We start from the raw sequence: 24,628 nt of genomic DNA, 5'->3' as shown, positions 1-24,628 counted from the left end.
CCCGCGCTATCGAACCGGCGCGGTGTTCTCTGGTTCGACGCCGGGGAGTGCGTCCAGGGAATCAGCGATGGTGAGTGCGCACGCGGTACCTACGACCTCTCGATCGGGTGCGCTGGACGTGAGCAGTGCGGCGGTGAGCGTCTCCGTGGCCGCTTTTTCGGTATCGCTCGCGGGGAGCGCAGCGAAGGGGGAGCGGGCGTCGCGCACGTCGGTAAGGGCGGCCTCCTCCATGGCGTCGAGAATGGCCACGCGCGTGGCAGTGGTTGTTTTATCGGCTTTCCCAGATCCGGCCGCGGCCTCGAACCACTGCCGAGCCGCGTCGAAGCGGGCCAGGGCGTCAGCGGAGAGGCCGCGCGCCACGGCGTCGGTATCCACGGGCCCACACGCTGCGATCGGTGCGAGTTGGCCGGCCGGCGCCGAGGCCGTGCCCTGGTGCTGCTGCGCGGCGAGCGCGTGTCCGGCCGCAACAGCGATGGACCGGTATGTAAGCGGCTCCGCCGGGGCGGCGGTAATGGCGGCGTCGCGAAGCGAAGCAAGATCCGCGGTGAGCTTTTCGGGTGCGGCGGAGGTGGCTTCAACAGGATTGGTGTAGCCCGAGGGTGCACCACTGGGCCACGGCACCCATACGCCCCCGGCTGCCTGAGCCCACTGCTCCGCCTGGGTGGCCAATTCTTCATTGTGATGTGCACGCGTGCTCGCCGCGATGCGAGTGGCCAGAACGGCGACATCCTGGCGCTGCTGCTCGGCGGTGGAGGCCGGGGCCGGGGAGAGGTCCACGTGCGTGGGATGCGCACCGATCGCAATGAGAATGCCAATGATTGCCAGCACCCAGGCCACCGCGGTGACTGCCGTGCCCCACACCTTTCGCCGAGATATCACCCGGTTATTCTGCCAGAGCGAAATGGAAACTGCGGGCGTGCAGGCGCACGTCGGAGCCTCCCACTAGGCTGGAGGCATGGCAAAGAGGAACTTTGGTGGTCGCGGGCATGGTGGCCGCGGGATGCGTGGAAGAAGCAGCGGTTCTGGCCGGAACAGTGGGCTGGCACGCGCCGGTGGCGAGCGCGTGCCTCGCGGCGCGCATGCGGGCCGCGAGGTAGTTGCGGCTGTGAAAGAGGCCATCACCCCGGTGGTGAAGGACGCCGGGCTCTATCTGGAAAACCTGCGCATGCGTGGCGGAGCTCGGGCGGTACTTGAGGTGATTGTGGATCTTCCCAGCGGCCCCGGAGGAGTGGGCAGTGATGCGCTCGCGGAGGTTTCGCGGGCCATCTCCGCCCGCCTAGATGAGGCGAATGTCATTGATGGAGCCTATGTGCTGGAGGTTTCCACACCGGGTATTGACCGTCCGCTTCGGGATGCACGCCAATTTTCGCGGGCGGAGGGACATCTGGTGGATGTGACGCTCACGGATGGAACTGTGCTTTCGGGCCGCGTGAAGGCTGCCGAGGGTGATACCGTAATTCTTTGCATCGACGGAAGTGAACGCCCCGTCGCGTTGGCGGACGTGAAACGCGGGGCCATGCAACCGGAGTTTGGGCAGAAGGAGTAGCGATGGATATCAAGATGAATGAGCTTCGCGCCATCGAGGGTGACCTCGGCGTTAGCCTCGATGTCCTGGTGAAGGCGATCGAGGATGCGCTTCTTCACGCCTACCTTCGCATGCCCGGCGCTGTGCATGGTGCGCGGGTGGAGCTGGACCAGAAATCGGGTGCCATCAGTGTGATCGCCCCGGAGTTTGATGAGGAGGGGAATGTTATCGGTGAATTCGATGACACCCCGAATAACTTTGATCGCATTGCTACGGCAACGGCGAAGTCCGTCATCACGCAGCATCTTCGGGATGCCGAGGCGGATCGCGTGCTGGGGTCATTCCGCCACAAGCGCGGTGAGGTGGTATCCGGCGTCATTATTCGCCACGCCGGCCGCGATGCGGAGTCCCGTGACCTGCTAGTGGACGTCGGTGAGCATGAAGCCATTCTCCGTGCAACGGAGCAGGTGCCAACCGAGCACCTGGGGCACGGCGATCATATTAAGGCGCTGGTGCCGGAGGTGGCCGTGGGTCCCCGTGGGGCTTCGGTGCGTCTCTCCCGCACCCATCCCGATTTTGTGCGCCGGCTCTTCGAGGCCGAGGTGCCCGAAATCCAATCCGGTACCGTGGAGATTGTGGCGCTCGCGCGCGAGGCGGGGCATCGCTCGAAGATTGCCGTCTATTCGGATGATCCGGATGTTAATCCGAAGGGTGCGGCCATCGGGCATAACGGCCAGAGGGTACGTGCGATCACGGCGGAGCTTCGCGGGGAGAAAATCGACATCGTGGATTATTCCGATGATCCGGCCGCCTTCATTACCGCGGCATTGTCGCCCGCGAATGTGGTGCGAGTGGATATCGTGGACGCGGCGCATCGCTCGGCACGCGCCATCGTGCCGGATGATCAGGCGTCGCTGGCCATCGGTAAGGAAGCGCAGAACGTGCGCCTTGCGGCCAAGCTCACGGGGTGGTCAATCGATATTCGTAAGGTCTCGGAGGATAACGCCCAGTAGCGTGAAGGGTGCGGGTTTTGTGCGGCGTCGTATATAGTACGACGTCGTACTACTCACCTCCGTGTCTTTTTACGCGGAACCTAGTAGAATGTGCTGGGCAATTTGGCGGTGATACGCCTGCTCAGCTGCGCACATCCGTGCGTGGTATCCCGTTCGCCGCAAAGGCGGTGACACCCGATAGAGAAAGCGGGTTGAAAGCCGATGGGCACCCGATGAGTACCCAGCTATGAGCTGCACACAATAGCCTGGCGCACTTTTGCCCAGGCCGAATACCAAGGAGAACTGTGGCAAAAGTCCGCGTCCATGAACTCGCCAAGGAATTGGGCATCACCAGCAAGAAGCTGCTGGCGGTGCTGAAGGATAATGGCGAATTTGTAAAGTCTGCCTCGTCAACTATTGAGGCGCCGGTCGTGCGAAAGGCACGCCAGTATTTTGAGGCCCATCCCGAGGAAGCCGGTGGGAAGAAGAAGTCCGCTGTCAAGCGGACCCCCGCGCGTAAGAAGGCGCCGGCCGTGCCGGAAACGCGCTCGGAGAACATTATTGTCGAGGAAGCGCCTAAGAAGGCTGCCCCCAAGCCCGGTCCCCGGCCAAAGCCGGGTAATCACGCTCCGAAGCCGGCGGCGCCGAAGCCCGGTCCCGCAAAGCCTGCCACGGTGAAGGCGGAGGAAGCTCCGAAGCCGGCGCCTCAGCCTGCTGCCCCGAAGCCGGCCGCGCCTAAATCTGCGGCGCCGAAGCCCGCGGCTCCGAAGCCGGTCGCGCCTGCCCAGCCTAAGCGGTCAAATATTCCCACCCCGATGGGTGCGCACCGATCCGCCCAGCAGGCGCGGGAGGAGGCGGCGGAGCACCGCCGTGGTCCGCGTCCGGGGAATAATCCGTTTACGAAGTCCCAGGGGATGCCGCGTCCGGGCGGCGGCCACAAGCGTGGTCCGCGTCCGGGGAATAATCCGTTTACGAAGTCCCAGGGGATGCCGCGTCCGGGCGGCGGCCGCGGTAAGCCGCAGAGCCAGAACGGTGGGAAGCGTCATGGTGCGCACCCCAGTCCCGCGATGATGCCGCATCAGGCTAATCAGCAGCTGCACGCACCGGGCTCGCCCAACGCCGGTGGACGTCGCGGTGGTGGCCGCGGGCGCGGTCACGGAGGGTCCGCGAATGGCTCACGTCCGGGCGCAGGATTCGTTCGGGGCGGCGGCAAGGCACGCGGTGGTTCTACCGCCGGTGCGTTTGGCCGTGGCCGCGGGCGCGGTGGCAACCGCTCCCACCGCCGTAATCGTCGCGAGGAGATCGAAGCGCAGTCCTCGCCGATGGCGCGTGGCGTTCGGATCCCCAATGGCAACGGCAAGACGGTCCGTATCCGTCAGGGTGCCTCCGTCGCGGACTTTGCGGACCAGATAGGCGCGTCCTCGGCGGATATCATCACCGTGCTGTTCCGTATGGGGGAGATGGCTACCATTAACCAGTCCCTCGATGAAGATACCTTCAAGCTGCTCGGCGATGAGCTGGGGTACAGCATTGAGGTTCTCTCCCCGGAGGATGAGGATCGTCAAATCCTCGAGTCCTTCGATATCAACCTGGAGAACGAGGAGATCCTGGAGGACGAGGCCAATATGGTGTCTCGTCCGCCGGTGGTGACCGTCATGGGCCACGTGGATCACGGCAAGACGAAGCTCCTGGACGCGATCCGCCACACGGCGGTGGAGGGAACGGAGTCCGGTGGTATTACCCAGTCCATCGGTGCCTACCAGACCACCATCACCTATGAGGGCGAGCGCCGGACGCTCACGTTCATCGATACGCCGGGTCACGAAGCGTTCACGGCGATGCGTGCCCGCGGTGCCGATATCACGGACATTGCGGTACTGGTTGTTGCCGCCGACGACGGTGTGATGCCGCAAACGGTGGAGGCGATTAACCACGCAGCAGCGGCGGGCGTAAAGATCGTTGTGGCTGTCAACAAGGTTGATCTGCCCAACGCTAACCCGCAGAAGGTGCGCTCTCAGCTCACTGAATATGGGCTGGTGGCCGAGGAGTACGGCGGTGACACGCTGTTTGTCGATATTTCGGCGAAGCAGCGTATGGGCATTGATGACCTCCTCGAGGCCGTGCTCTACACGGCTGACGCGGAACTGGAGCTCAAGGCGAATCCGGATGGCCCGGCGCGTGGTACGGCTATTGAGGCCAAGCTGGATCAGGGCCGCGGCTCTGTCATCTCCGCCCTCATTCAGTCCGGCACGCTCCACGTGGGCGATCCGCTGGTGGTGGGTACGGCCTACGGGCGCGTGCGTGCCATGTTCAATGACCACGGTGAGAACGTGGAGGAGGCAACACCCTCTCAGCCGGTGCAGATTATCGGTCTGTCCACGGTGCCGTCTGCCGGTGACAACCTGTTGGTCACGGATGATGAGCGCACGGCTCGCCAGATCGCGGAACAGCGTGAGGCGGCCCAGCGTGCGGCCACCCTGGCGAAGCGCCGCAAGCGCATTTCGCTGGAGAACCTCAATGATGCCCTGAAGAAGGGCGCCACTGAGACCCTGAACCTCATTATCAAGGGCGATTCCTCCGGTTCTGTCGAGGCTCTTGAGTCCTCGCTGCTGGAGATCAAGATGCCCGACGAGGTGAGCTTGGATGTGATCCACCGCGGTGTGGGCGCTGTCACCCAGAACGACGTTAACCTCGCCACCGTTGATAACGCCGTCATCATCGGCTTCAACGTGCGGCCGGCGGAACGCGTTCAGGCAATGGCGGACCGTGAGGGTGTGGAGATGAAGTTCTACTCGGTCATCTACCAGGCCATCGAGGATGTGGAGGCTGCCCTCAAGGGCATGCTCAAGCCGGAGTACGAGGAGGCCCAGACGGGCACCGCCGAAGTACGCCAGCTGTTCCACTCCGGCAAGGCCGGCACGATTGCCGGTTCGATTGTCCGCTCCGGTTCCATCAAGCGCGGCTCCAAGGCTCGCCTGGTGCGCGACGGCGTCGTGGTGGCGCCGGAACTCGAGATCGCTTCCCTGCGCCGCGAGAAGGATGACGTCACGGAGGTCAAGGAAGGCTACGAGTGCGGCATCACGCTCGGCTACAAGGACATCCACGAAGGTGACGTCATTGAAACCTTCGAGATGCGCGAGAAGCCGCGTGACTAGCGGGAGGAATCATGGCTAATTCACGTGCCGGACGCGTAGAAAAGCGCATCCTGCAAACGGTGGCGTCAATGCTGCGCGGTCGGGTCAAGGATCCGCGGGTGGAACCGGTTACCATCACGGACGTGAAGGTAACGGGGGATCTCCAGCACGCAACCGTGTATTACACGGTGCTGGGTGACCAGTACGTGGCGGATGACGCCGGCCGCGGGCTGAAGGCCGCCACCGGCATGATCCGTAGCGAAGTGGGACACCAGCTGGGGCTCCGGCTCACGCCCACGCTCGAATTCGTGCGCGACGAGCTTCCGGACACCGTCCGCTCCTTTGAGGAGCTGCTTTCCGAGGCACGGCGCCGTGATGAGGAGCTCGCCAAGCACCGTGGCACCACCTACGCGGGGGACCCGGATCCCTACCGGAAGCCGCGTGAGGTGACGGATGCCGGCGGCGAGGACGAGTCCGTGCCTGCCAACGCTCCCGCGGATTGGGATGCCGGCTCAGCGGCTCCTGCCCACGAGCAGGGCGTCAGCGAGGCCGTGGAGAACGACACGTCGGCGCAGGAGCGCTAGCGTGCCGGGTCGCGGTAGCGCGCAGGATTCAGAGCGGGGCGGCGCACGGCGTCGTCCCGCCATGCCGTGGGGCGAGATACCGCGTGGTACCACGGCCGCGGATGGCCTGGTGGTTGTTGACAAGCCGGTGGGCGTCACCTCGCATGACGTGGTCGGCGCGATTCGACGGCTCGCGGGCACGCGGAAAGTGGGTCACGCGGGCACCCTGGATCCTTTTGCCACCGGCGTGCTGGTGATTGGCATCGGGCGCGCCACGAAACTACTCCGGTTTGTGGCGGCGGCGGATAAGGACTACCGGGCGCATATCCGCCTCGGCATAGGGACGGATACCGAGGACCTCACGGGCGCAGTGGTGGAAGCACCCGGCGCGGCGGGCCTCACCGACGTTCAGATCGACGCCGCCCTGCGTAGCCTGACCGGGCCGCTTACACAGGTGCCATCCGCATTTTCGGCAAAGAAGGTAGACGGTCAGCGGGCCTATGATCTGGCGCGCAATGGTCAGGCGGTGAAACTAGCCGGTGTGCCGATCCGGGTGGACCGGTTCGAGCGACTGTCACCACTGAATGAGGTGGCTGCTAATCCGGGATTGGATGGTGCACAGAGGGAGCGGATTTCCGGCGCGACTACCGCCTCCACCGGCAGCACCGATACCGTGCCCGTGGTTGATTTTGCTGCCGCGGTGACGTGCTCGGAAGGAACCTACGTGCGTGCGCTCGCTCGGGATCTGGGTGCGAAGCTCGGTACGGCCGGACATCTGCGTGCGCTGCGGCGCACGCGGGTGGGCGCATGGCGGATTGATGCGGCACGAACGGTGGAGGAACTCGCCTCTGAGGTGTCCGCGCAGGGACATATCACCACGGCGAGTCTCACGGATACTGCTACGGCGTTCTTCCCCTCCGTGGAGATCAGCGAGGAGGAGGCGTGGCTGCTCCGGCACGGACAATTCATCAAGCCGCGGCTTCTCACGGGTGGACAGCGCAAGGACGGCCGCGCGGTGGCCGTGCGTGAGGGTGAGGCCATCGCCGTCGTCATACCTTTTCGCGGGCAACTGAAATCGGACGTACTGCTGCAGGTGTAGCGCCGCGGGTGGGCCGCCATCCCCACCGGCCCAGGCAATACGGTTAGGCTTAATCGGTCAAAGGAGGCCGAATGCAGGTGTGGCGTGCGCCCGAGGATATTCCCGAGCAACTGGGCGGAACAGTGGTGACCGTGGGCGTCTTCGATGGTGTTCACCGCGGGCACCAGGCGGTGCTGGGTCGAGTGGTGGAATTGGCGCGGCAGCGCGGACTCACCTCGGTGGTGCTGACGTTTGATCCGCACCCCTCGGCTGTCCACAATCCCTCCCACCCCGCTCATCTCATTGGAACGCTGGAGGATCGACTTAACCGGATCGAAGCGCTCGGCGTGGACGCGGTGTTCGTACAGCAGTACACGCTGGAGTACGCCCAGGCCAGCCCGGCTGAATTCGTGGAGGGACAGCTGATTGGCCAGTTGCACGCACGTGCCATCGTGGTGGGTGAGGATGTGCGGTTCGGGTGCGCCAACACTGGAGATGGGGCTTTCCTTCGCGCCGAGGGCCGGCGGCTGGGCGTCAGCGTGGAACTCATTCCAGACCAGTTTGGGGCCGATGGACACCGCTGGTCCTCAACCCGCGTGCGTGAGTGCTTGGCCGCGGGGGACATGGCCGGCGCACAGGCCGTGCTTGGCCGTGCGCATCGCATCGTGGGCGTTGTGAGCCACGGGGCACGGCGCGGCCGCGAACTCGGATTCCCCACGGCGAACCTGGAGGGCCCGGACCTTGGCGAGGTGCCCGCGGACGGCGTCTACGCGGGCTGGTTGGTTCGCGAGGTGCCGGGTACAGAGGCCGCCGAATACCTGCCGGCGGCTATCTCGGTGGGCACTAATCCGCAGTTCAACGGCGTTACCCGCACCGTGGAGGCCCACGTACTCGGCCGGGCGGACCTTCATCTGTACGGCGAACGTGTGGCCATCGATTTCGTGGAGCGTATCCGCCCCATGCTCACCTTCGCATCCGTGGAGGAATTGCTGCACCGAATGGATCAGGACCTGCGTGAAACTGCCCGGATTCTCGGCGTGCCGGTATCGCGCCGTGTGAACCCCCGGGACGTGACCGCGTAATGTTCCACGACACTGCCGCGGCCGGCGGGCGTCCGGTTACCGAGGTGGCGCCCGGCATCCATCTCATCTCCGACTACCACCTGGATAACTACTACCTGGTGGAGGGGGAGGACCGGGCACTGCTGATCGACTGCGGTGCCGGCATTGGGGATCCCTGGCCGGAGATCCGCGCTCTTACGTCTAAGCCGGTCACGCTGGCACTCACCCACGGGCACATGGACCACTGCGGGAACGCGGATAAGTTCGCGCGTGTGCTCATGCATCCGGACGACGCCGCTCTGGCCCGCGAGCACTTCGGTCACGCAGACAAGACTCGCTGGTTTGTCCGCACGCGCACGCCTGTACGCTACCCGGGACATGAGGCGGAGTTGCTCGCCCTGGTGCCGCGTGAGGATCGTCCTCTGTTCGCATTCGCGCCCGTGCGTGGAGGAGACCGGCTTGACCTGGGCGGGCGCACGCTCGAAGTAATTGCCACGCCTGGGCATACATCCGGATCGCTGTGCTACCTCGATACCCGCTCCCGCCTGCTCTTCTCCGGGGACACGCTTAATGACTCGATTATTGTGCTGGATGAAGGTCACGGCACCCGTGAGGGCGTAGCGCAACTGCGGGAGACGATGCAGACGCTTGCCGCCCGCTACGCGGATTTTGACGCTATCCTTCCCGGTCATGAGGACGCGCCCGCGCCCAAGGATCGCATCCTCGCCTATCTGGACCTGTGTAATCGGCTGCTGGATGGGAGCCTGCGGGGCAGGTATGAGGAGCGGGGTATTCGCGCCGGGCACGTAGTGCGCGGCGGCGGCGTGGAGTTCTGGTATCGGGCGGACCGATAGGTGCGCCCGGTCCGGGGCAACGGTTCGCGTGGTTCGACGTCGTCGTACCTGGCACCGGGTGAAGGTCACAGCGACCTTGGTCATGAAGCGCACCATCCCGTGCTAAAGTAGCAGCGCCGTTTCATCGGCCACGGCAGTATGCCCAGGTAGAGGCCTGGCGCTCCGTGCAACGAGTATGAAGGAGAATCCCATGGCACTCTCGCCTGAGGTTAAGCAGCAGATTATCGCGGAATATGCCACCCACGAGGGTGATACGGGTTCACCGGAGGTGCAGGTGGCGCTGCTGTCGCGTCGCATCTCGGATTTGACCGAGCATTTCAAGACGCACACGCATGATCACCACTCCCGTCGCGGCCTGATGCTTCTCATTGGCCGGCGCCGGCGTCTCCTCGACTGGCTCGAGGGCGAGGATCTTGAGCGTTACCGCACGCTGATCAAGCGTCTCGGCATTCGCCGCTAGCGCTTCGGGCCCGCTTGAAAAGGCGGGCCGTTTCTGTATTCGCGCGTCGCGTTACCGCCGCGCATTGGACAAGGGTCCAGGCTCGGTTTTCGGTGGTGGTTCACGAACGCTCGTTCGTGGGTAATCACTGGAGGCCGCGCGGGACCGGAAGGAGGGTCCCTTGGAGGGTCCTAACATTCATGCTTCTGAGGCCGTTATTGACAACGGAAGCTTCGGGAAGCGCACCGTGCGCTTCGAAACGGGCCTGCTGGCCCAGCAGGCGAACGGTTCCGCCCTCGCCTACCTGGACGGGGAAACCACCGTATTCTCCGCCACCACATCGTCGTCAAGCCCGAAGGATCACTTCGATTTCTTCCCGCTCACCGTTGACGTAGAGGAACGCTCCTACGCCGCGGGGCGTATCCCCGGCTCGTTCTTCCGCCGTGAGGGTCGCCCGGGCACGGATGCGATCCTGGCAGCGCGTCTCATTGATCGTCCGCTGCGTCCGCTGTTCGCCAAGGGGATGCGCAACGAGGTGCAGGTGGTAGCCATGGTGCTGTCCATCGATCCGGACGATGCGTATGATGCCCTGGCCATTAACGCGGCCTCGCTGTCCACTTCGCTTTCTGACCTGCCCTTCGCGGGTCCCGTGGGCGGTACGCGTGTGGCGCTCATCGGTGGCCAGTGGGTGGCCTTCCCGCGCTACTCTGAACTGGAGCGGGCCACGTTCTCCATGGACATTGCGGGCCGCATTGTGGGCGACGACGTTGTGATCACCACCGTTGAGGCGCAGGCTCCGGAGCGCACGGAGCAGAACATCGCCGCCGGTGGCGTTGCCCCCACCGAGGCCGTGGTGGCCCAGGGTATGGAGGCCGCCAAGGTTGTTATTCGCACCCTGTGCGAGGCGCAGCTGGACCTCATCGAGAAGTACGGCAAGGAAACCGCGGATTACCCGCTGTTCCCGGATTACACAGAGGATGAGCTGGCGGCCGTCAAGGACCAGATCGGGGATCGCTTCGACTCGGTGCTGGGTATCGTGGAGAAGATGGAGCGCGACAACGCGCTGAACGATCTCACGGACCAGGTGGTTGCGGAGCTGACCGACGGTGATGACGCCGAGTTCAGCTACGAGGAGGATGGTGCGGCCCTGGCCGCCGCCGTCAACGCCGCCTTCAAGGAGACCATGCGCAAGCATGTGCTCACCGAGCGCGTACGTATGGACGGTCGTACTCCCACGGATATCCGTTCCATCTACGCCGCCGTGGGTGTACTCCCGCGCGTGCACGGCTCCGCGGTGTTCCAGCGTGGCGAAACCCAGATCATGGGCGTCACCACGCTCAACATGCTCAAGATGGAGCAGCAGATCGACAACCTTTCGCCGATCAAGCACAAGCGCTACATCCACCACTACAACTTCCCGCCGTTCTGCACCGGTGAGACGGGCCGCGTAGGCTCCCCGAAGCGCCGCGAAATCGGTCACGGGCACCTGGCGGAGATGGCGCTGGAATCTCAGCTGCCCTCCCGCGAGGAGTTCCCCTACGCGATTCGCCAGGTATCCGAGACGATGGGCTCCAACGGCTCTTCGTCGATGGGGTCCGTGTGCGCCTCCACGCTGTCCCTGCTGAACGCTGGCGTGCCCCTCAAGAACCCGGTGGCCGGTATCGCCATGGGCCTTATCTCCGCGAAGGTGAAGGGCAAGGTCAAGTACGTGACGCTCACGGACATTCTCGGTGCCGAGGATGCGCTGGGCGACATGGACTTCAAGGTGGCCGGTACGCGCGACTACGTGACCGCGCTGCAGTTGGACACCAAGCTGGACGGCATTCCCGCCGATATTCTGGACGGCGCACTCTCGCAGGCCAAGGATGCTCGCCTGGCCATCCTGGACCTCATGCAGGAAGCCATCCCGGAGCCTGATGACATGGCTCCGACGGCGCCCCGCGTGCTCACGGTGCAGATTCCGGTGGACAAGATCGGTGAGGTAATCGGGCCGAAGGGCAAGATGATCAACACGATCCAGGATGAGACGGGCGCGGACATCACCGTGGAGGATGACGGTTCCGTGTATGTGGCATCGACGGATGGTGCTTCCGCCGAAGCGGCGCGCGACCGCATTAATGCGATTGCCAATCCGCAGTTGCCGAAGGCGGGGGAGCGCTACGTGGGCACGGTTGTTAAGACCACCACGTTTGGTGCGTTTGTGTCGCTGACGCCGGGCCGCGATGGCCTGCTCCACATCACGCAGATTCGCCGCCTGGTGGGTGGCAAGCGCGTGGAGAACGTGGAGGATGTGCTCAACGTGGGCGACAAGGTGGAAGTGGAGATCGGCGAGGTTGATTCGCGCGGAAAGATCTCCCTCCTGGCCGTGGTTGAGGATGCCGAAGCGGATAACGAAGGCGATCGTGAGGGTGCCGCGGAGCCGGAAGCTGACGATCACGAGGATGAGGCGCCTCGTACCCGTTCTCGGCGCCGCGAGGGTGGCCGTACGCGGGCTCGCCGGCGCACGCACGTGGAGCACGATGAGGATGCGAATGAGGACGCAAAGGTGGAGGCCGATGATTCGGACGACGCCGAAGTGGAGCGTCCGGCTCGCACCGCTCGCGGTTCGCGTGGATCCCGTGGTAGCCGCGGGTCCCGTGGCGGGACGCGGCGTCGCCGCCGCACGCGCACCGAGGAGTAAGGCGCGCTAAATGGGGGGTGCCCCGGCCGATACGGCCGGGGCACCCCCCATATTCAGCGCTTACGTCCGCCTAGCCAATCGTGGCCACCAGGCGCCCGTGCACCTGGCCCGCCTTCAGCCGCTCTAGGCCGTCCGGGATGTCCTCGAAGCCAATCTCCGTGATGGTTGGATTGAGCTTTCCCTGCGCCATGAGCTCGTAGATGCCGGCGATATCGGCCTTGGACCCACCGTTGGAGCCCTTGAGCTCGCACTGGTTGAGGATGAGCGACTTCGTATTAATCGCTGCCTCCAACCGGCCCATGCCCACCAGTACTACGCGACCGTCGCGACGAATGACGTCAACGGCGTCGGCAGTGGTGGTACCGAAGCCCGCGAAGTCAACGATCACGTCAAAGGTGACCTCCGGGAAATCCTTGATCGAGGCGCGAACGTCTTTCGCGCCGGCGGCCCGCGCGTCGTCCCAAATGTCCCTGTTAATCTCCGCGACGTACACCGTGGCGCCCGTGATGACGGCCACGCGCGCACCAATCTGACCGAGCCCGCCAAAACCGATGATGCCGACGGTGTCGCCGGCCTTGATCTTGCCGTTCGTGATGACCGCCGCGTAGGAGGTCATGCCGGCGTCCGTGGCCGCGGCGCCCTGGGCGAAGGAAATTTGGTCCGGCATCGGTACCAGGTCAGCCGCCTCGACGGCCATGTACTCGGCGAAACCGCCGTCGAATCCGTAGCCGGGTGCGCCGTTCTTCGCGCCCTCGGCGGTAGGGCACACGCCCACACGGTCGCCAACCTTGAAGTCCGTGACGCCCTCGCCGAGCTCCACAATTTCCCCTGCATTTTCATGGCCGATGGTGATCGGAGTGTGCGCGAGGAGCGGCATCCAGCCCTCGTCCTCCATGACACCGACATCCGAGTGGCACAGACCGGCCGCCCTCATTTTGAGTAGAACCTCACCGGGTGCGGGGGTGGGGACGGGGATGTCCGCCAGCTGTAGCGGTTCGTGCGTTGCGGTAAATTGCCAGGCTTTCATAGTTCTCCTTTGAACGATGGTGAGGCTACCTCAAGTCCATTGTATCGGCGGGGTATCGGGACTCCGGGCAGTATTGGTTGGACTCGGATAGAGACCGGAACGCATGCACCGGATTAAGAGCAGCGGCCCACTTTCGACAAAAAGTGGTGCCCGCCAATCGGCGGGCACCACGTCATTCAGGCTAATTTGTCAGCGTTACTTATCAGAGCCTGACGCCGAAGGATTAATGTGCTCCTCCGGGTTATCGAAACGCTCCTTGTCGAAGCGCATCGGGCCGTTGGAACCAGGCAGCGAGTCCATACCAGGGGCCTTGACGTTGCCACGCACACCCGGATCAATACCGCGCTGCTTGGAGAGCGCAACCTGCTGCTCCGCACGGCGGGATTCGAGGATCTGCTGATTCTTCAATACCACATTCTTCTTGAGCGGGTAGAGGAAAATGAGTGCCAGAGCCACGGCCAGGCACAGCACGCCGGGCAGCAGGTTAGTGAGCATGTAGATCGAATTGATTACGCTATCGGCCTGGGCTGCGCCGGCCTTGGCTCCCGCGGAGTCGTAGCCGATCCAGGTGAGCGTCTGGCCAGCAAGCCAGCCGGCGAGAGCCTGACCGAGCTTACGAGCCCAGGAGTACACGGCGTAAGTGGTGGCGTCGTCGCGCTGGCCCGTGTGCACCTCGTGGTCGTCAATAACGTCCGTGACAAACGCCCACACGAGGTAGTTGAACACGAAGATGCAGAACATGGCGACCGCGTAGAAGATGGTCCACAGCACGGCGCTCTTGATGTGCATGAAGTAGGCGACGATGAATACCGCGCCGCCAATAATCATGAAGACAATGCCAACCTCGGCCTTGCCCCACCGCTTGGCCATCGCGGGGGCCAGCACAATGAGGATGATGGCGGGTAGCGAGCCGGCGAGGGCCGCGGCGCTCTGAGCCTTCGGAGCCTCGAACCAGGAGAGGAACAGGTAGCTCATCATGGAGTTCATGAACAGCATGGCAAGCAGCAGAAGTAGGGCCGCCACGATGAGGCCGAGCAGAGCACGGTTGGAGAAGACGGACTTGAGCATCGCGCCGACGCTCGGGCGCTTGGCGCCTTCCACCTCGGTCGGGTGCACGCGCTCTTCAACGTTGTGGTAAGTGATCGTGTAGCAGAGGACTGCCAGGATGGAGCAGGCCACCGCCGCGATGGTCATCCGGCTGCCCACCATGACGGATACGCCAGCGGAGTTCTTTGTCATCGCAAAGAGCGGAATAACAGCGGTGATGACCGCGGAAGCAAGGGTGGAGCCGGTCGAACGCCACACGGATAGCTGAGCGCGATCATTCGGATCCGAGGACACCACGGAGGCCATGGAGCCGTAGGGGATGTTGATGGCTGAGTAGCAGAAGCTGCCCCACAGGAAGTAGGTAATGCACATCCACAGCACGCGGCCGCCGTAAGAGTTGAAATCAGCCACGAAGGACATGTACATGAGAGCGGAGGAGATGGCTACCGGGAGGGCGAACCACTTAATCCAGCGCTTGAATTTGGTGCCGTGATTCTTGACCGAGAGGCGGTCAACGATGATGCCGATCGCTACATCCACGAACGCGTCAAGAAGACGCGCAATGAGGAGCAGGATGCCGACGTGCGCGGCTTCGATCCCAACAACATTGGTGAAGAACACCAGGAAGAACGACGACTGCAGAATGAAGGTGAAATCGTTGCCGAAATCGCCAAACATGTAGCCGATCTTGTCGCGAATACCAAACGGGCGAACGCTCGGTACGCCGGCCGATTGACTCATTATTGCTACCTCCTACAAGCACCCTTGCTTGGATATCAAACCCTTTTGCGGGTTAATACTTGAACTTTCGCGCGTCCGCTGACGGCAAAAATGCAGTTGCCATCTGTTGCATGCGGAATTTTCGTGACCTCGCGCCACATGCCGCGGCGCTGGGACTAAAGGCCAACTCTGGAGTTCTTGGCGTGTATACGTATCGCGTTGCCTGGCGGATTATGGCCGCGTGCGGGGCTGGTACCCGCGTCCGTCCATCCATGCCCTTTCTAGCCGGATTGACTCCCACGCCCGATCCGTCCACTGGCCCGCCCACCGTCCACCGGCCCACTATTCATGCAACAACCGGCAACTCCCCGTCCGCACGGAACCGTTCGAAACAATAGAGATGTCCGTTACAACATGTGAAAGGTAAAGGTGCCTCATGCTGAGAGTCCGCGATTCAATCTCGCGCCACTCCACGGTGTTGGATGGTGTGTGGAACTTCAAGGTGGACTGGGATAACAACGGCCTGGAGAACAATTGGGCCGCCGCCCCGCTGGTGGATCCGATTACTATGCCGGTTCCCGCTTCCTACAACGACATCACCGTGGATACCAAGATCCACGACCACGTGGGCTACGTATTCTACGAGCGCACGGCGTTTGCGCCGCTATACGGCGACGATCGCCTCATCCTCCACTTTGGTTCCGTCACCCACGAGGGCGTGGTGTTCGTGAACGGTACGGAGGTGGCTCGCCACACGGGCGGCTACCTGCCGTTTGAAGCGGACATCACGGACTATGTGAACCCGGGCGAGGAGTTCCGCCTCACCGTTGCCGTGGACAACCGCCTCTCCTGGCAGACCATCCCGCCGGGGCTGGTAACCAAGGATGATTCCGGCAACGACAAGCAGATCTACTGGCACGATTTCTATAACTACGCGGGCATTCACCGCTCCGTCACGCTCTATACGCGTCCGGCCGTCCACGTCTCCGACGTGACGATCACTACCGGTATCGATGGGGCGGACGGGACCGTCACGTACGACGTCGTCGCTGAGGGTGCCGCGAGCGTCAAGGTGCGCGTACTCGACGCGTCCGGTCAGGAAGTGGCCGCCGCCGAAGGTGCCCATGGCGAGGTGCGCGTGGAAAACGCGGACTTCTGGGCGCCGGGGCACGGTGCCATGTACGGCCTGGAGATCACCGCCGACGGTGACGTGTACGTCCAGCCGTTCGGCATCCGCACGGTCGAGGTAAGCAAGGGTCAGTTCCTCATTAACGGCAAGCCGTTCTACTTCCGTGGCTACGGCCGGCACGAGGACAACAACACGGTTGGCAAGGGCCACTCGGATGCGCTCATGATCCACGATTACGAGATCATGAAGTGGCAGGGCGCGAACTCCTTCCGTACCTCCCACTATCCGTACGCGGAAGAGGAGATGGACTACGCGGACGAGCAGGGCTTCGTGGTCATTGACGAAACCCCGGCCGTGGGTATTAACATGGGCATCGGCGGCGGTATTGCCGGCGCGCAGGGCTACACCACGTTCTCGCCGGACACGGTCAATGACGCCACCCGCGAGGTGCACGCCCAGGTGATCCGTGATCTCATTGCGCGCGATAAGAACCACCCGTCCGTGGTGATCTGGTCCATCGCCAATGAGCCCGAATCGGACACGGACGCCTCCTATGACTACTTCAAGCCGCTCGCTGCGGTCGCCCGCGAGGCTGATCCCACCCGCCCGATTTCCTACACCAACGTGATGATGGCACCGGCGGACAAGGACAAGATCGCCGAGCTCTTCGACGTCGTGATGCTCAATCGCTACTTCGGCTGGTACCTGGACACGGGTAACCTGCAGGACGCGGAGAAGCACCTGCGCGAGGAGCTAGACAAGTGGGTGAAGCGCCTCCCGGATCATCCGATCATCTTCACCGAGTACGGCCCGGACACGATGGAAGGCAATTCGGACTTCTTCCGCCGCCCGTGGTCCGAGGAATTCCAGATCGACAACATCGGCATGTTCCACCGCGTCTTCGACGATTACGCCAATGTGGTGGGCGAGCAGATGTGGAACTTCGCTGATTTCCAGACCACCCCGGGCATCATGCGTGTGGGCGGCAACAAGAAGGGCATGTTCACCCGCGATCGCAAGCCGAAGCCGAACGCATACGTGGTGCGTGATCGCTGGCTCGCGATGAAGGAGAAGCTCGGCTTCTAGTTTCGCCGGCTTTCACGACGTCGGTGCCCGGATGCGCCCGGCTCGGCGTCGATTCCTGGCCCGCCCCGGCCCAGCCGGGGCGGGTGGGCCTGCTACGCTCCTACAATCGGGATGAGTAGTAGGAGGGCGCATGGGCACTCGCGTGACGATCTATGACGTGGCAAGGGAAGCGGGCGTATCCGCCTCGACGGTATCCCGGGCGCTTTCGCGCCCCGGACGTGTAAGCCTTGAAACAGCGAGCCGTGTCCACGAAGCGATGGACGCCCTCGGTTACCGGCCCCGTGTTGCTAGTTTTTCCGGTGCTACATCCACCCATCTGGTGCTCTTTGCCGTACCGGACATATTTTTCCCGATTTACCGGGAACTCGTGGCGGGATTCACCGAGGCCATGAAGGGGGCGGAGCTTACTCCGCTCTACGTAGAATCAGACGCCTCCCGCGCACTCGAATGGGAGGCGCTTTCCCGCATAGTAAAAACCGTGGACGGACTGGTGGTGGCCACCTCGGTGCTTTCCTCCGCACAGCTGGTGCAACTGGGTAAGCAACGCCCCCTTGTGCTGGTGCATCGAGCAGAAAAAGGCATCTACTCGGTGACCTCCGATACCGCGGCGGGGGTGGACGCCGTCGTCGATGCGCTGAAAAAACGCGGACACCGCTCGCTCACCTTTATTTCTGGCCCCGAATCACTCTGGCTAAGCGGTGTACGGTGGCGCCTCACCCAGGATGCGGCCGCGCGTGGAGGCCTGGAGTGCCGGCGCATTTCCGCGGGTGTCATGGACCGGGATGTGGGAAAGCGCGTATTTGCGGCCTGGTCCAAGCATCCCACCACGGCCGTGTTTGGCTACAACGACGGTTATGCGGCCGCATTCTTGCAGGAGGCTGAGCGGCAGGGCGTGCGCGTCCCGGAGGACGTGTCCGTGGTGGGGATTGATTCCTCGCGGCTGACGGCGGCCACCACCCCGAGGCTTGCCTCGCTGAATCCGTCGAATTGGGAAATTGGGCGCCGCGCCGGCACATTCATGCGCTTTTTGCTGGACCACCGCTCCGCGGCAAAACCCGAGAACGCGCTGGTGCCCATGCGTCTGGACATGCGTGAGAGCCTGGGGACGGCACCGCACGCAGACGGTACGCGCTAAATTCCGGGCCGCCATCGCGTCCAGACCCAAGAATGCCGGCACAGGTACGCGCTAGCGGCGGGCGAACGCGCGATGGATTGGCAAAAGCCGGGGCGTACACTGGGGCGATTAGTACGCAGTGAAAGGCAACAGTGAGCAGTTTTTCCGTGGCCTCGCTTCCTCTAGAGGCGGGTGCGCAATTCACCATTTCTGACGACGGCGCTCTCCTGCGCCGTTCCGTTCTCCCCGGCGGGGTGCGCCTCCTTACCTCGGCACTTCCGCATGTCCATTCGGCCTTTATTGGCTTCTGGGTGGGCGCAGGTTCGCGAGACGAAGCGCCGGGCACCTACGGCTCCACTCATTTTTTGGAGCACCTACTGTTTAAGGGCACGGGCCGGCGCACGGCCCTCCAGGTGTCCGAGGAATCCGATTACATGGGCGGCGCCTTTAACGCTGCCACCGGACGACAGCACACGGCCTACTACGGGCACGTATTCGAAGCGGACATGGGCCGTGCCGTGGATCTCCTGGCGGACATGGTCACCTCCGCCCGTCTGGATGCGCAGGATTTCGCCACTGAACGCGGAGTGATCCTCGAGGAGCTGGCCATGTATGCGGACGACGCCGCGGACGTCGCCCAGGAGCAGCTCCCGCAGCAGGTGTTCGGTTCCCATCCGCTCGGGCGCCCGGTGGGCGGCACGGCGGAGACGGTCCGTGCGCTGCAGCACGAGGCGTTACTTCGCCACTATCGCAGCGTGTATCGGCCCGAAGAACTGGTGGTGGTTGCGGCGGGCGCCGTGGACCATGACCGGCTGGCGGACATGGTGCTCACCGAACTGGCAAAGGGCGGGTGGGAGCTTCGCGACGACGCGGTGCCCGCGCCGCGTCGCCAGGTGAGCGATATTGATTATCCGGCGGGCACCACGGTCAGCCTCACGAGGGACGTGGAGCAGGCTGCCGTCACCTTCGGTGTGCCGGCCATCGCCCTGCAGGATTCGCGGCTCTCCACCGAATTCGCGCTCTCCACCATCCTGGGTGGGGGCACCTCCTCTCGTCTTTTCCAGGAAATCCGAGAAAAACACGGCTTGGCGTACTCCACCTACGCGTTCCCCGCCGCCTACCGTGAGGGCGGCCTGTTCGGCATGTTTGCCGCCTGCGCCCCGGCCGCAACGGAGGAAGTAGCCGGCATCATGAACGGCGAACTGGACCGTATCGCGCGTGATGGTGTGAGCGAGGCAGAAGTAGAATCCGCCTTCCGGCGTCAACGCGCGGATATCGTGTTTGATGGCGAACATATCGCCTCCACCATGAACCGCATGGCTACTTCGGAATTGGTGCGCGGTGAGCTCATCTCACAGCATGAACATGTTCGCCGCGCCCGGGCGGTGAACGCCGCGGATATTCAGGCGCTCGCGGTGGAACTGGCGGCGGGCCCGCGCTCCACGGTAACGGTCGGCCCGGCGAAATAGCGGAGGCGGGAGGCACTGGCGGCGACCGATTCGGACGGCGCGTGCGGTGGAATACCGCGACGGTCTCGCGGGCGCGGCCGCACTCGCGCGCACCCCGTTCGACGTCGGAAAATAACTACGTGAACCCCGGCCCACGGGCGTGCCTTTCGCCCGCGGCGTCGCACAATGTCGCGGCAACGTGTCACAATGGGACCTGTGAAAAAGAAGTCCAAGAAAAACCAAATTCCGGCGCTGAAGGATAACGCTGTACGTATAGTGCCGCTGGGCGGCCTTGAGGAGGTGGGCCGCAACTGCAACGTCCTGGAGTACCAGGGGCACCTCGTGGTGGTCGATTGCGGCGTGCTGTTCCCCGAATACGATCAACCGGGCGTGGACCAGATTCTGCCCAACATTGACTACCTCAAGAACCGTGTGGATGATATCGAGGCCATCGTGCTCACCCACGGCCACGAGGACCACATCGGCGCGGTGCCCTACCTGCTCAAGATGCGCAAGGACATCCCGGTGATCGGTTCCCAGTTCACCATTGCCCTGGTGGAAGCGAAGATGCAGGAGCATCACATCGTCCCCAACACCAAGGTGGTGGCGGAAGGGGACGTCAATAAGATCGGCCCCTTCGAATTCGAATTTATCGCCGTCTCCCACTCCATCCCGGACGCGCTGGCCGTGTTCGTGCGCACCCCGGAGGGCAACCTCCTCATTACGGGCGATTTCAAGATGGACCAGCTCCCCATTGACGGGCGCCTCACGGACCTGCGCGCCTTCGCGGCCGCTGGCGAAGAGGGCGTGGATCTTCTCATGATGGATTCCACGAATGCGGAGGTGCCGGGCTTTGTTGCCTCTGAATCCGATATCGCCCCGGTGATCGATGACGTGATCGGCAAGGCCACCGGCCAGGTAATGGTCGCCACGTTTGCCTCCCACGTGCATCGCGTGCAGGAGATCATTAACGCGGCCGCTCACCACGGGCGCCGGGTGGCCTTCGTGGGCCGCTCCATGGTGCGCAACATGGACATTGCAGAGGACCTGGGATTCTTGGACGTACCCGATGGTGTCCTCATCGACATGCGTGACATGAACTCGATCCCGGAGAACCGTCGCCTCTACATGGCCACCGGTTCCCAGGGTGAGCCTTTCGCCGTGGTCAACCGTGTGGCTAACCAGTCCCACCAGAAGATCTCCTTCGGTAAGGGAGACACGGTGCTACTGGCCTCCTCGCTCATTCCGGGCAATGAGACCTCCGTGTACCGCATGATCAACAATCTCATCGGCCTGGGCGTTAATGTGGTGAGCTCTCGCAACGCGCGCGTGCACGTGTCTGGTCACGCGGCGCAGGGTGAGCTGCTCTACGCCTACAACATCATCCAGCCGGCCTACGCCATGCCGATCCACGGTGAGACCCGGCATCTGGTGGCCTCCGGCTCTCTCGCCCTCAAGACGGGCGTGCCGCAGGATAACGTCATCATTGCCCGCAACGGTTCCGTCGTAGACATGGTGGATGGCGAATCGAAGATTGTGGGGCAGCTGGACTTCCACAACATCTACGTGGACGGTGGCTCCATTGGAGAGATCACGGACTCTGAACTCCAGGATCGCACCACGCTGGCCGAGGAGGGCTTCGTTGCCGTCATCGCCGTGGTTGACGGCCAGAGCCGCCAGATTGTTTCCGGCCCGGTTATTCAGGGCCGCGCGGTTGCGGAGGATGATTCGGTGTTCGACGCCGTTCTGCCCGACGTCACGGAGGCACTTCAGGATTCCCTCGAGAAGGGGGACGATACATACGGCATGCAACAGGCGATGCGCCGTTCGCTTGGCCGGTGGCTGGGCCGCAAGCTCCGCCGTTCTCCGTTGATTGTTCCGAAGATCGTCGAGGTCTAGGAGCATCAGGCAATCGGGGTTCCGCCCACCCGTGTGGCGTGCCACCCGGGTGGGCGGTGCTATGTCGACTAAGATTTATCTGTGGCTTCACGCAAATCCCGAACTCAACAGCGCGCGCCCCGGCAAGCTGCCGAGGCAAAGCGCGGCCTATCGCCGAACGCTCGCAACGGGTGGTTCCTGTTTTTCCTGGCGTTGGCCATCGTGGTGGCGCTGCGGGAATGGTTCGGGCTCTCCGGGTCACTCGGGACTCTACTTCATCATTTGACGGCGGCACCGGTGGGGGTGCTTTCCGTCATCTGCCCGCTGCTGTTTCTAGGCATTGCCATATTCGTGGTGGTGCCGGGATTATGGGCGGCCTCCAGCCGCGCCGCGCGTGGGCTTCTCCTCACGCTCATCGGCCTCACGGGCGTTATCCACGCAATTATTCAACCGGTCAGCCCGGGCGTGGACATCATGGGCGTTGAGCATGCCGGCGGGTTGCTTGGCTGGCTGGTGGGTGGCGCACTGACGCAGCTGCTCTCCCCATGGGGAGCCGTACCTGTGCTGGTGCTCCTCATCGTGTTCGCTGTGCTGTATATGTTCCGTATTTCCCTCGTGGACCTGTTTAGTGGCTTCGCGGACCGCGCCCGGCGCCACCAGCAGGAGCGCGAGGCCAGGCGTATTGATGCTGCGGACGCCGAGGCGGCCCGTTCCAAGCCCTATGAGAAGGCCGCAATCATTGAGGATGCCGATGATAAGTCGGTCCAGGATCGGGGAGCGGATGGCGAGGATGTGGGCGTGAAGCCCTCCCTCCTGGAACGCCGGCGCCAGAAGCGCGCCGCAAAAGCCGAGGCCAAGGCTGCTGACAGCGCCGCCACGAAGGTTATGAAGGACCTCAAAGATGCTGCGGCTAAGGCCGGCGATGACGCGGCGGAAGCGGCCGCCCCCACCGAGGTGCTGCCCGCCGCCACCAGGGTGCTTCCCAAACCCGTCAAGGCAAAGGCAAAGAAACCTCTTGCGGGCGTGGATCCGCAGGAAAGCGCGCCGGCGACGTCGGAACTGCCCGCCGCGGGACAGCAACTGGTCCTTGATTCCAACGTGTCCTACAAGCTTCCACCGCTGTCACTACTGAAGAAGGGACAGCCGTCGGCTTCGCACACGGCCGCGAACGACGCCGTCGTCGAATCACTGACGAAACTGTTCACGGACTTTGACGTGGATGCCCAGGTGGTGGGTTTCTCGCGCGGCCCGACGGTTACTCAGTACGAAGTGGAACTGGGGCCGGGCACCAAGGTGTCACGGATTACCCAGCTCTCGGCGGATATTGCCTACGCGGTGGCGTCCGCGGACGTGCGAATTCTCTCCCCGATTCCCGGGAAGTCCGCCATTGGCATTGAGATTCCGAATTCGGACCGCGAAACCGTGCTGCTGGGCGATGTGCTGCGCTCGGGCCCGGCGCAGAAGGACCGCCACCCGATGACGGTGGCTGTGGGCAAGAACGTCGAAGGCAAATTCGTGCTCACCAACCTGACTAAGATGCCCCACCTTTTGGTGGCCGGTGCGACGGGCGCGGGCAAGTCCTCGTTCATCAATTCGATGATCGTCTCTATCATGACGCGCGCTACACCGGATCAGGTGCGCATGATCCTGGTGGACCCCAAGCGCGTGGAATTCTCTATTTACGCGGGCATTCCGCACCTCATTACACCCATTATCACCAACCCGAAAAAGGCGGCCGAGGCCCTCGAATGGGTGGTAAAGGAAATGGACGCGCGCTACGACGACATGGCCACCTACCACTTCAAGAACATCGCGGAATTTAATGCCGCTGTACGTGCCGGAAAGGTGACGCCGAAGGATCCGGATCGCAAACTGGCGCCCTACCCCTACCTCCTCGTGGTGGTGGACGAGCTGGCCGACCTCATGATGGTGGCTCCCCGTGATGTCGAGGCTTCGATTCAGCGCATCACCCAGCTGGCGCGTGCAGCTGGTATCCATCTGGTGCTCGCTACGCAGCGGCCGTCGGTGGATGTGGTGACAGGCCTTATCAAGGCGAATATTCCCTCGCGGCTTGCGTTCATGACCTCATCCCTGGCGGATTCGCGCACCATTTTGGACGGCTCTGGTGCGGAAAAGCTGATTGGCCAGGGGGATGCGCTGTTTATGCCGGCCGGCGCCTCGAAGCCGATTCGTCTCCAGGGCGCCTGGGTGGATGAGGATGAGATTGAGGGCGTCGCCAATTTTGTGCGCGATCAGCTTCAGCCCCAGTACCGCCCCGATTTTGAGGCCACGGTGGAGGCATCCAAGCAGCAGAAAAAGCAGCGCGAGGAGATCGGCGACGACCTCGACACACTCCTGCAGGCCGCCGAAATCGTTATCACCACCCAGTTCGGTTCCACCTCCATGCTGCAGCGCAAGCTGCGTATCGGTTTCGCGAAAGCCGGCCGCATGATGGACCTCCTGGAGCAGTACGGAATTGTGGGGCCCTCCGAGGGTTCCAAGGCGCGCGATGTCCTGGTGACCGACGAATACCTTGAGGATGCGCTCGCCGTATTGCGCGGGGAGAAGGAAGACATTTTCGACGACGCCGCCAGCGGCACCCCGACCTCCGGTAGCGCGGAAGAAGAACGTACCGGCGGGGACGGCACTGTAGCTGCGGCTGCAAACGGGGACGACAGCAAGGGTGGCGGTGCCGGGAACGGTGGGGCGTCCTATGACCGGTACGCCGAAGACCCATTGGCGGAGCACGAAACGGACGTGGAGGATACCTGGTATGACGATCCGGGTGCGGAGGGATCTAGCGGAGAAGACGCCTGGCAATTAACGGGGCGTCGGTAGGCGGGATCGGGTGCG

At 63.4% G+C, this 24,628-nt stretch carries 17 protein-coding genes; 14 read left to right on the top strand and 3 right to left on the bottom strand.

Going from position 1 to position 24,628, the window contains the following annotated elements:
- Positions 1-6 precede the first annotated feature (6 nt).
- Positions 7-879 (bottom strand): hypothetical protein, encoded by an 873-nt coding sequence (locus EIH27_RS04135; protein ID WP_124039677.1) that lies wholly within the window; start codon positions 877-879, stop codon positions 7-9.
- A gap of 76 nt (positions 880-955) precedes the next feature.
- Here EIH27_RS04135 and EIH27_RS04130 point away from each other — a divergent pair, with 76 nt between their 5' ends.
- The 9 genes from EIH27_RS04130 to EIH27_RS04090 all read left to right on the top strand — a co-directional run bounded on the left by EIH27_RS04130 (position 956) and on the right by EIH27_RS04090 (position 12,326).
- The gene (locus EIH27_RS04130) at positions 956-1,546 is read left to right on the top strand and encodes a ribosome maturation factor RimP (RefSeq protein ID WP_241152962.1); all 591 of its coding nucleotides are present in this window, start codon (positions 956-958) and stop codon (positions 1,544-1,546) included.
- Between the two features lie 2 nt (positions 1,547-1,548).
- The gene (nusA, locus tag EIH27_RS04125) at positions 1,549-2,538 is read left to right on the top strand and encodes a transcription termination factor NusA (protein WP_124039676.1); all 990 of its coding nucleotides are present in this window, start codon (positions 1,549-1,551) and stop codon (positions 2,536-2,538) included.
- 284 nt (positions 2,539-2,822) lie between these two features.
- Positions 2,823-5,672 (top strand): translation initiation factor IF-2, encoded by a 2,850-nt coding sequence (gene infB / locus EIH27_RS04120; protein WP_124039675.1) that lies wholly within the window; start codon positions 2,823-2,825, stop codon positions 5,670-5,672.
- A gap of 11 nt (positions 5,673-5,683) precedes the next feature.
- Positions 5,684-6,235 carry a 30S ribosome-binding factor RbfA gene (rbfA, locus tag EIH27_RS04115; protein ID WP_124039674.1) on the top strand — a complete coding sequence of 184 codons (552 nt, stop codon included), beginning with the start codon at positions 5,684-5,686 and terminating at the stop codon, positions 6,233-6,235.
- A 1-nt stretch (position 6,236) separates the two neighbouring features.
- Positions 6,237-7,313, top strand: a complete 1,077-nt coding sequence (gene truB / locus EIH27_RS04110; RefSeq protein WP_206424876.1) for a tRNA pseudouridine(55) synthase TruB — start codon at positions 6,237-6,239, stop codon at positions 7,311-7,313.
- A gap of 71 nt (positions 7,314-7,384) precedes the next feature.
- Positions 7,385-8,374 (top strand): bifunctional riboflavin kinase/FAD synthetase, encoded by a 990-nt coding sequence (locus EIH27_RS04105; RefSeq protein ID WP_124039672.1) that lies wholly within the window; start codon positions 7,385-7,387, stop codon positions 8,372-8,374.
- The gene (locus EIH27_RS04100; RefSeq protein WP_124039671.1) at positions 8,374-9,207 is read left to right on the top strand and encodes an MBL fold metallo-hydrolase; all 834 of its coding nucleotides are present in this window, start codon (positions 8,374-8,376) and stop codon (positions 9,205-9,207) included. The genes EIH27_RS04105 and EIH27_RS04100 overlap by 1 nt, the downstream gene beginning before the upstream one ends.
- Positions 9,208-9,397: 190 nt before the next feature.
- The gene (gene rpsO / locus EIH27_RS04095) at positions 9,398-9,667 is read left to right on the top strand and encodes a 30S ribosomal protein S15 (RefSeq protein ID WP_124039670.1); all 270 of its coding nucleotides are present in this window, start codon (positions 9,398-9,400) and stop codon (positions 9,665-9,667) included.
- 160 nt (positions 9,668-9,827) lie between these two features.
- Positions 9,828-12,326, top strand: coding sequence for a polyribonucleotide nucleotidyltransferase (locus EIH27_RS04090; protein ID WP_124039669.1), 2,499 nt, complete (start codon positions 9,828-9,830; stop codon positions 12,324-12,326).
- Positions 12,327-12,396: 70 nt separating this feature from the next.
- Here the strand turns inward: EIH27_RS04090 and EIH27_RS04085 are convergent, their stop codons facing one another.
- Entirely contained in the window at positions 12,397-13,353 is a 957-nt protein-coding gene (locus EIH27_RS04085; RefSeq protein WP_124039668.1) for a zinc-binding dehydrogenase, read from the bottom strand.
- 195 nt (positions 13,354-13,548) lie between these two features.
- Entirely contained in the window at positions 13,549-15,141 is a 1,593-nt protein-coding gene (locus tag EIH27_RS04080; RefSeq protein ID WP_124039667.1) for an MFS transporter, read from the bottom strand.
- A 415-nt stretch (positions 15,142-15,556) separates the two neighbouring features.
- Between EIH27_RS04080 and uidA the strand changes: the two genes are divergently transcribed.
- From uidA to EIH27_RS04055, 5 genes are all read left to right on the top strand, one after another.
- Entirely contained in the window at positions 15,557-17,335 is a 1,779-nt protein-coding gene (gene uidA / locus EIH27_RS04075; RefSeq protein ID WP_124039666.1) for a beta-glucuronidase, read from the top strand.
- A gap of 130 nt (positions 17,336-17,465) precedes the next feature.
- On the top strand, positions 17,466-18,470 hold the full coding sequence (locus tag EIH27_RS04070; RefSeq protein ID WP_124039665.1) for a LacI family DNA-binding transcriptional regulator: 1,005 nt from the start codon (positions 17,466-17,468) through the stop codon (positions 18,468-18,470).
- Positions 18,471-18,601: 131 nt separating this feature from the next.
- Complete coding sequence (locus tag EIH27_RS04065; RefSeq protein WP_124039664.1) at positions 18,602-19,918, top strand: M16 family metallopeptidase; 1,317 nt, start codon at positions 18,602-18,604, stop codon at positions 19,916-19,918.
- Between the two features lie 195 nt (positions 19,919-20,113).
- Positions 20,114-21,796 (top strand): ribonuclease J, encoded by a 1,683-nt coding sequence (locus tag EIH27_RS04060; RefSeq protein WP_241152961.1) that lies wholly within the window; start codon positions 20,114-20,116, stop codon positions 21,794-21,796.
- Between the two features lie 81 nt (positions 21,797-21,877).
- Positions 21,878-24,613, top strand: a complete 2,736-nt coding sequence (locus EIH27_RS04055; protein WP_124039662.1) for a DNA translocase FtsK — start codon at positions 21,878-21,880, stop codon at positions 24,611-24,613.
- The last annotated feature ends 15 nt before the right edge of the window (positions 24,614-24,628 follow it).

The organism is Neoactinobaculum massilliense (assembly GCF_900604955.1).
In the GTDB taxonomy this organism is placed as follows: domain Bacteria; phylum Actinomycetota; class Actinomycetes; order Actinomycetales; family Actinomycetaceae; genus Neoactinobaculum; species Neoactinobaculum massilliense.
Note: the sequence above shows the minus strand (reverse complement) of the source record. Positions and strands in the feature narration are given on the sequence as shown.

Excerpts from the sequence above, each read along its gene's own strand:
- EIH27_RS04130 (WP_241152962.1), top strand. The coding sequence starts at position 956 with ATGGCAAAGAGGAACTTTGGTGGTCGCGGGCATGGTGGCCGCGGGATG.
- nusA (WP_124039676.1), top strand. The coding sequence starts at position 1,549 with ATGGATATCAAGATGAATGAGCTTCGCGCCATCGAGGGTGACCTCGGC.
- rbfA (WP_124039674.1), top strand. The coding sequence starts at position 5,684 with ATGGCTAATTCACGTGCCGGACGCGTAGAAAAGCGCATCCTGCAAACG.
- EIH27_RS04105 (WP_124039672.1), top strand. The coding sequence starts at position 7,385 with ATGCAGGTGTGGCGTGCGCCCGAGGATATTCCCGAGCAACTGGGCGGA.
- EIH27_RS04100 (WP_124039671.1), top strand. The coding sequence starts at position 8,374 with ATGTTCCACGACACTGCCGCGGCCGGCGGGCGTCCGGTTACCGAGGTG.
- rpsO (WP_124039670.1), top strand. The coding sequence starts at position 9,398 with ATGGCACTCTCGCCTGAGGTTAAGCAGCAGATTATCGCGGAATATGCC.
- EIH27_RS04085 (WP_124039668.1), bottom strand. The coding sequence starts at position 13,353 with ATGAAAGCCTGGCAATTTACCGCAACGCACGAACCGCTACAGCTGGCG.
- EIH27_RS04080 (WP_124039667.1), bottom strand. The coding sequence starts at position 15,141 with ATGAGTCAATCGGCCGGCGTACCGAGCGTTCGCCCGTTTGGTATTCGC.
- uidA (WP_124039666.1), top strand. The coding sequence starts at position 15,557 with ATGCTGAGAGTCCGCGATTCAATCTCGCGCCACTCCACGGTGTTGGAT.
- EIH27_RS04070 (WP_124039665.1), top strand. The coding sequence starts at position 17,466 with ATGGGCACTCGCGTGACGATCTATGACGTGGCAAGGGAAGCGGGCGTA.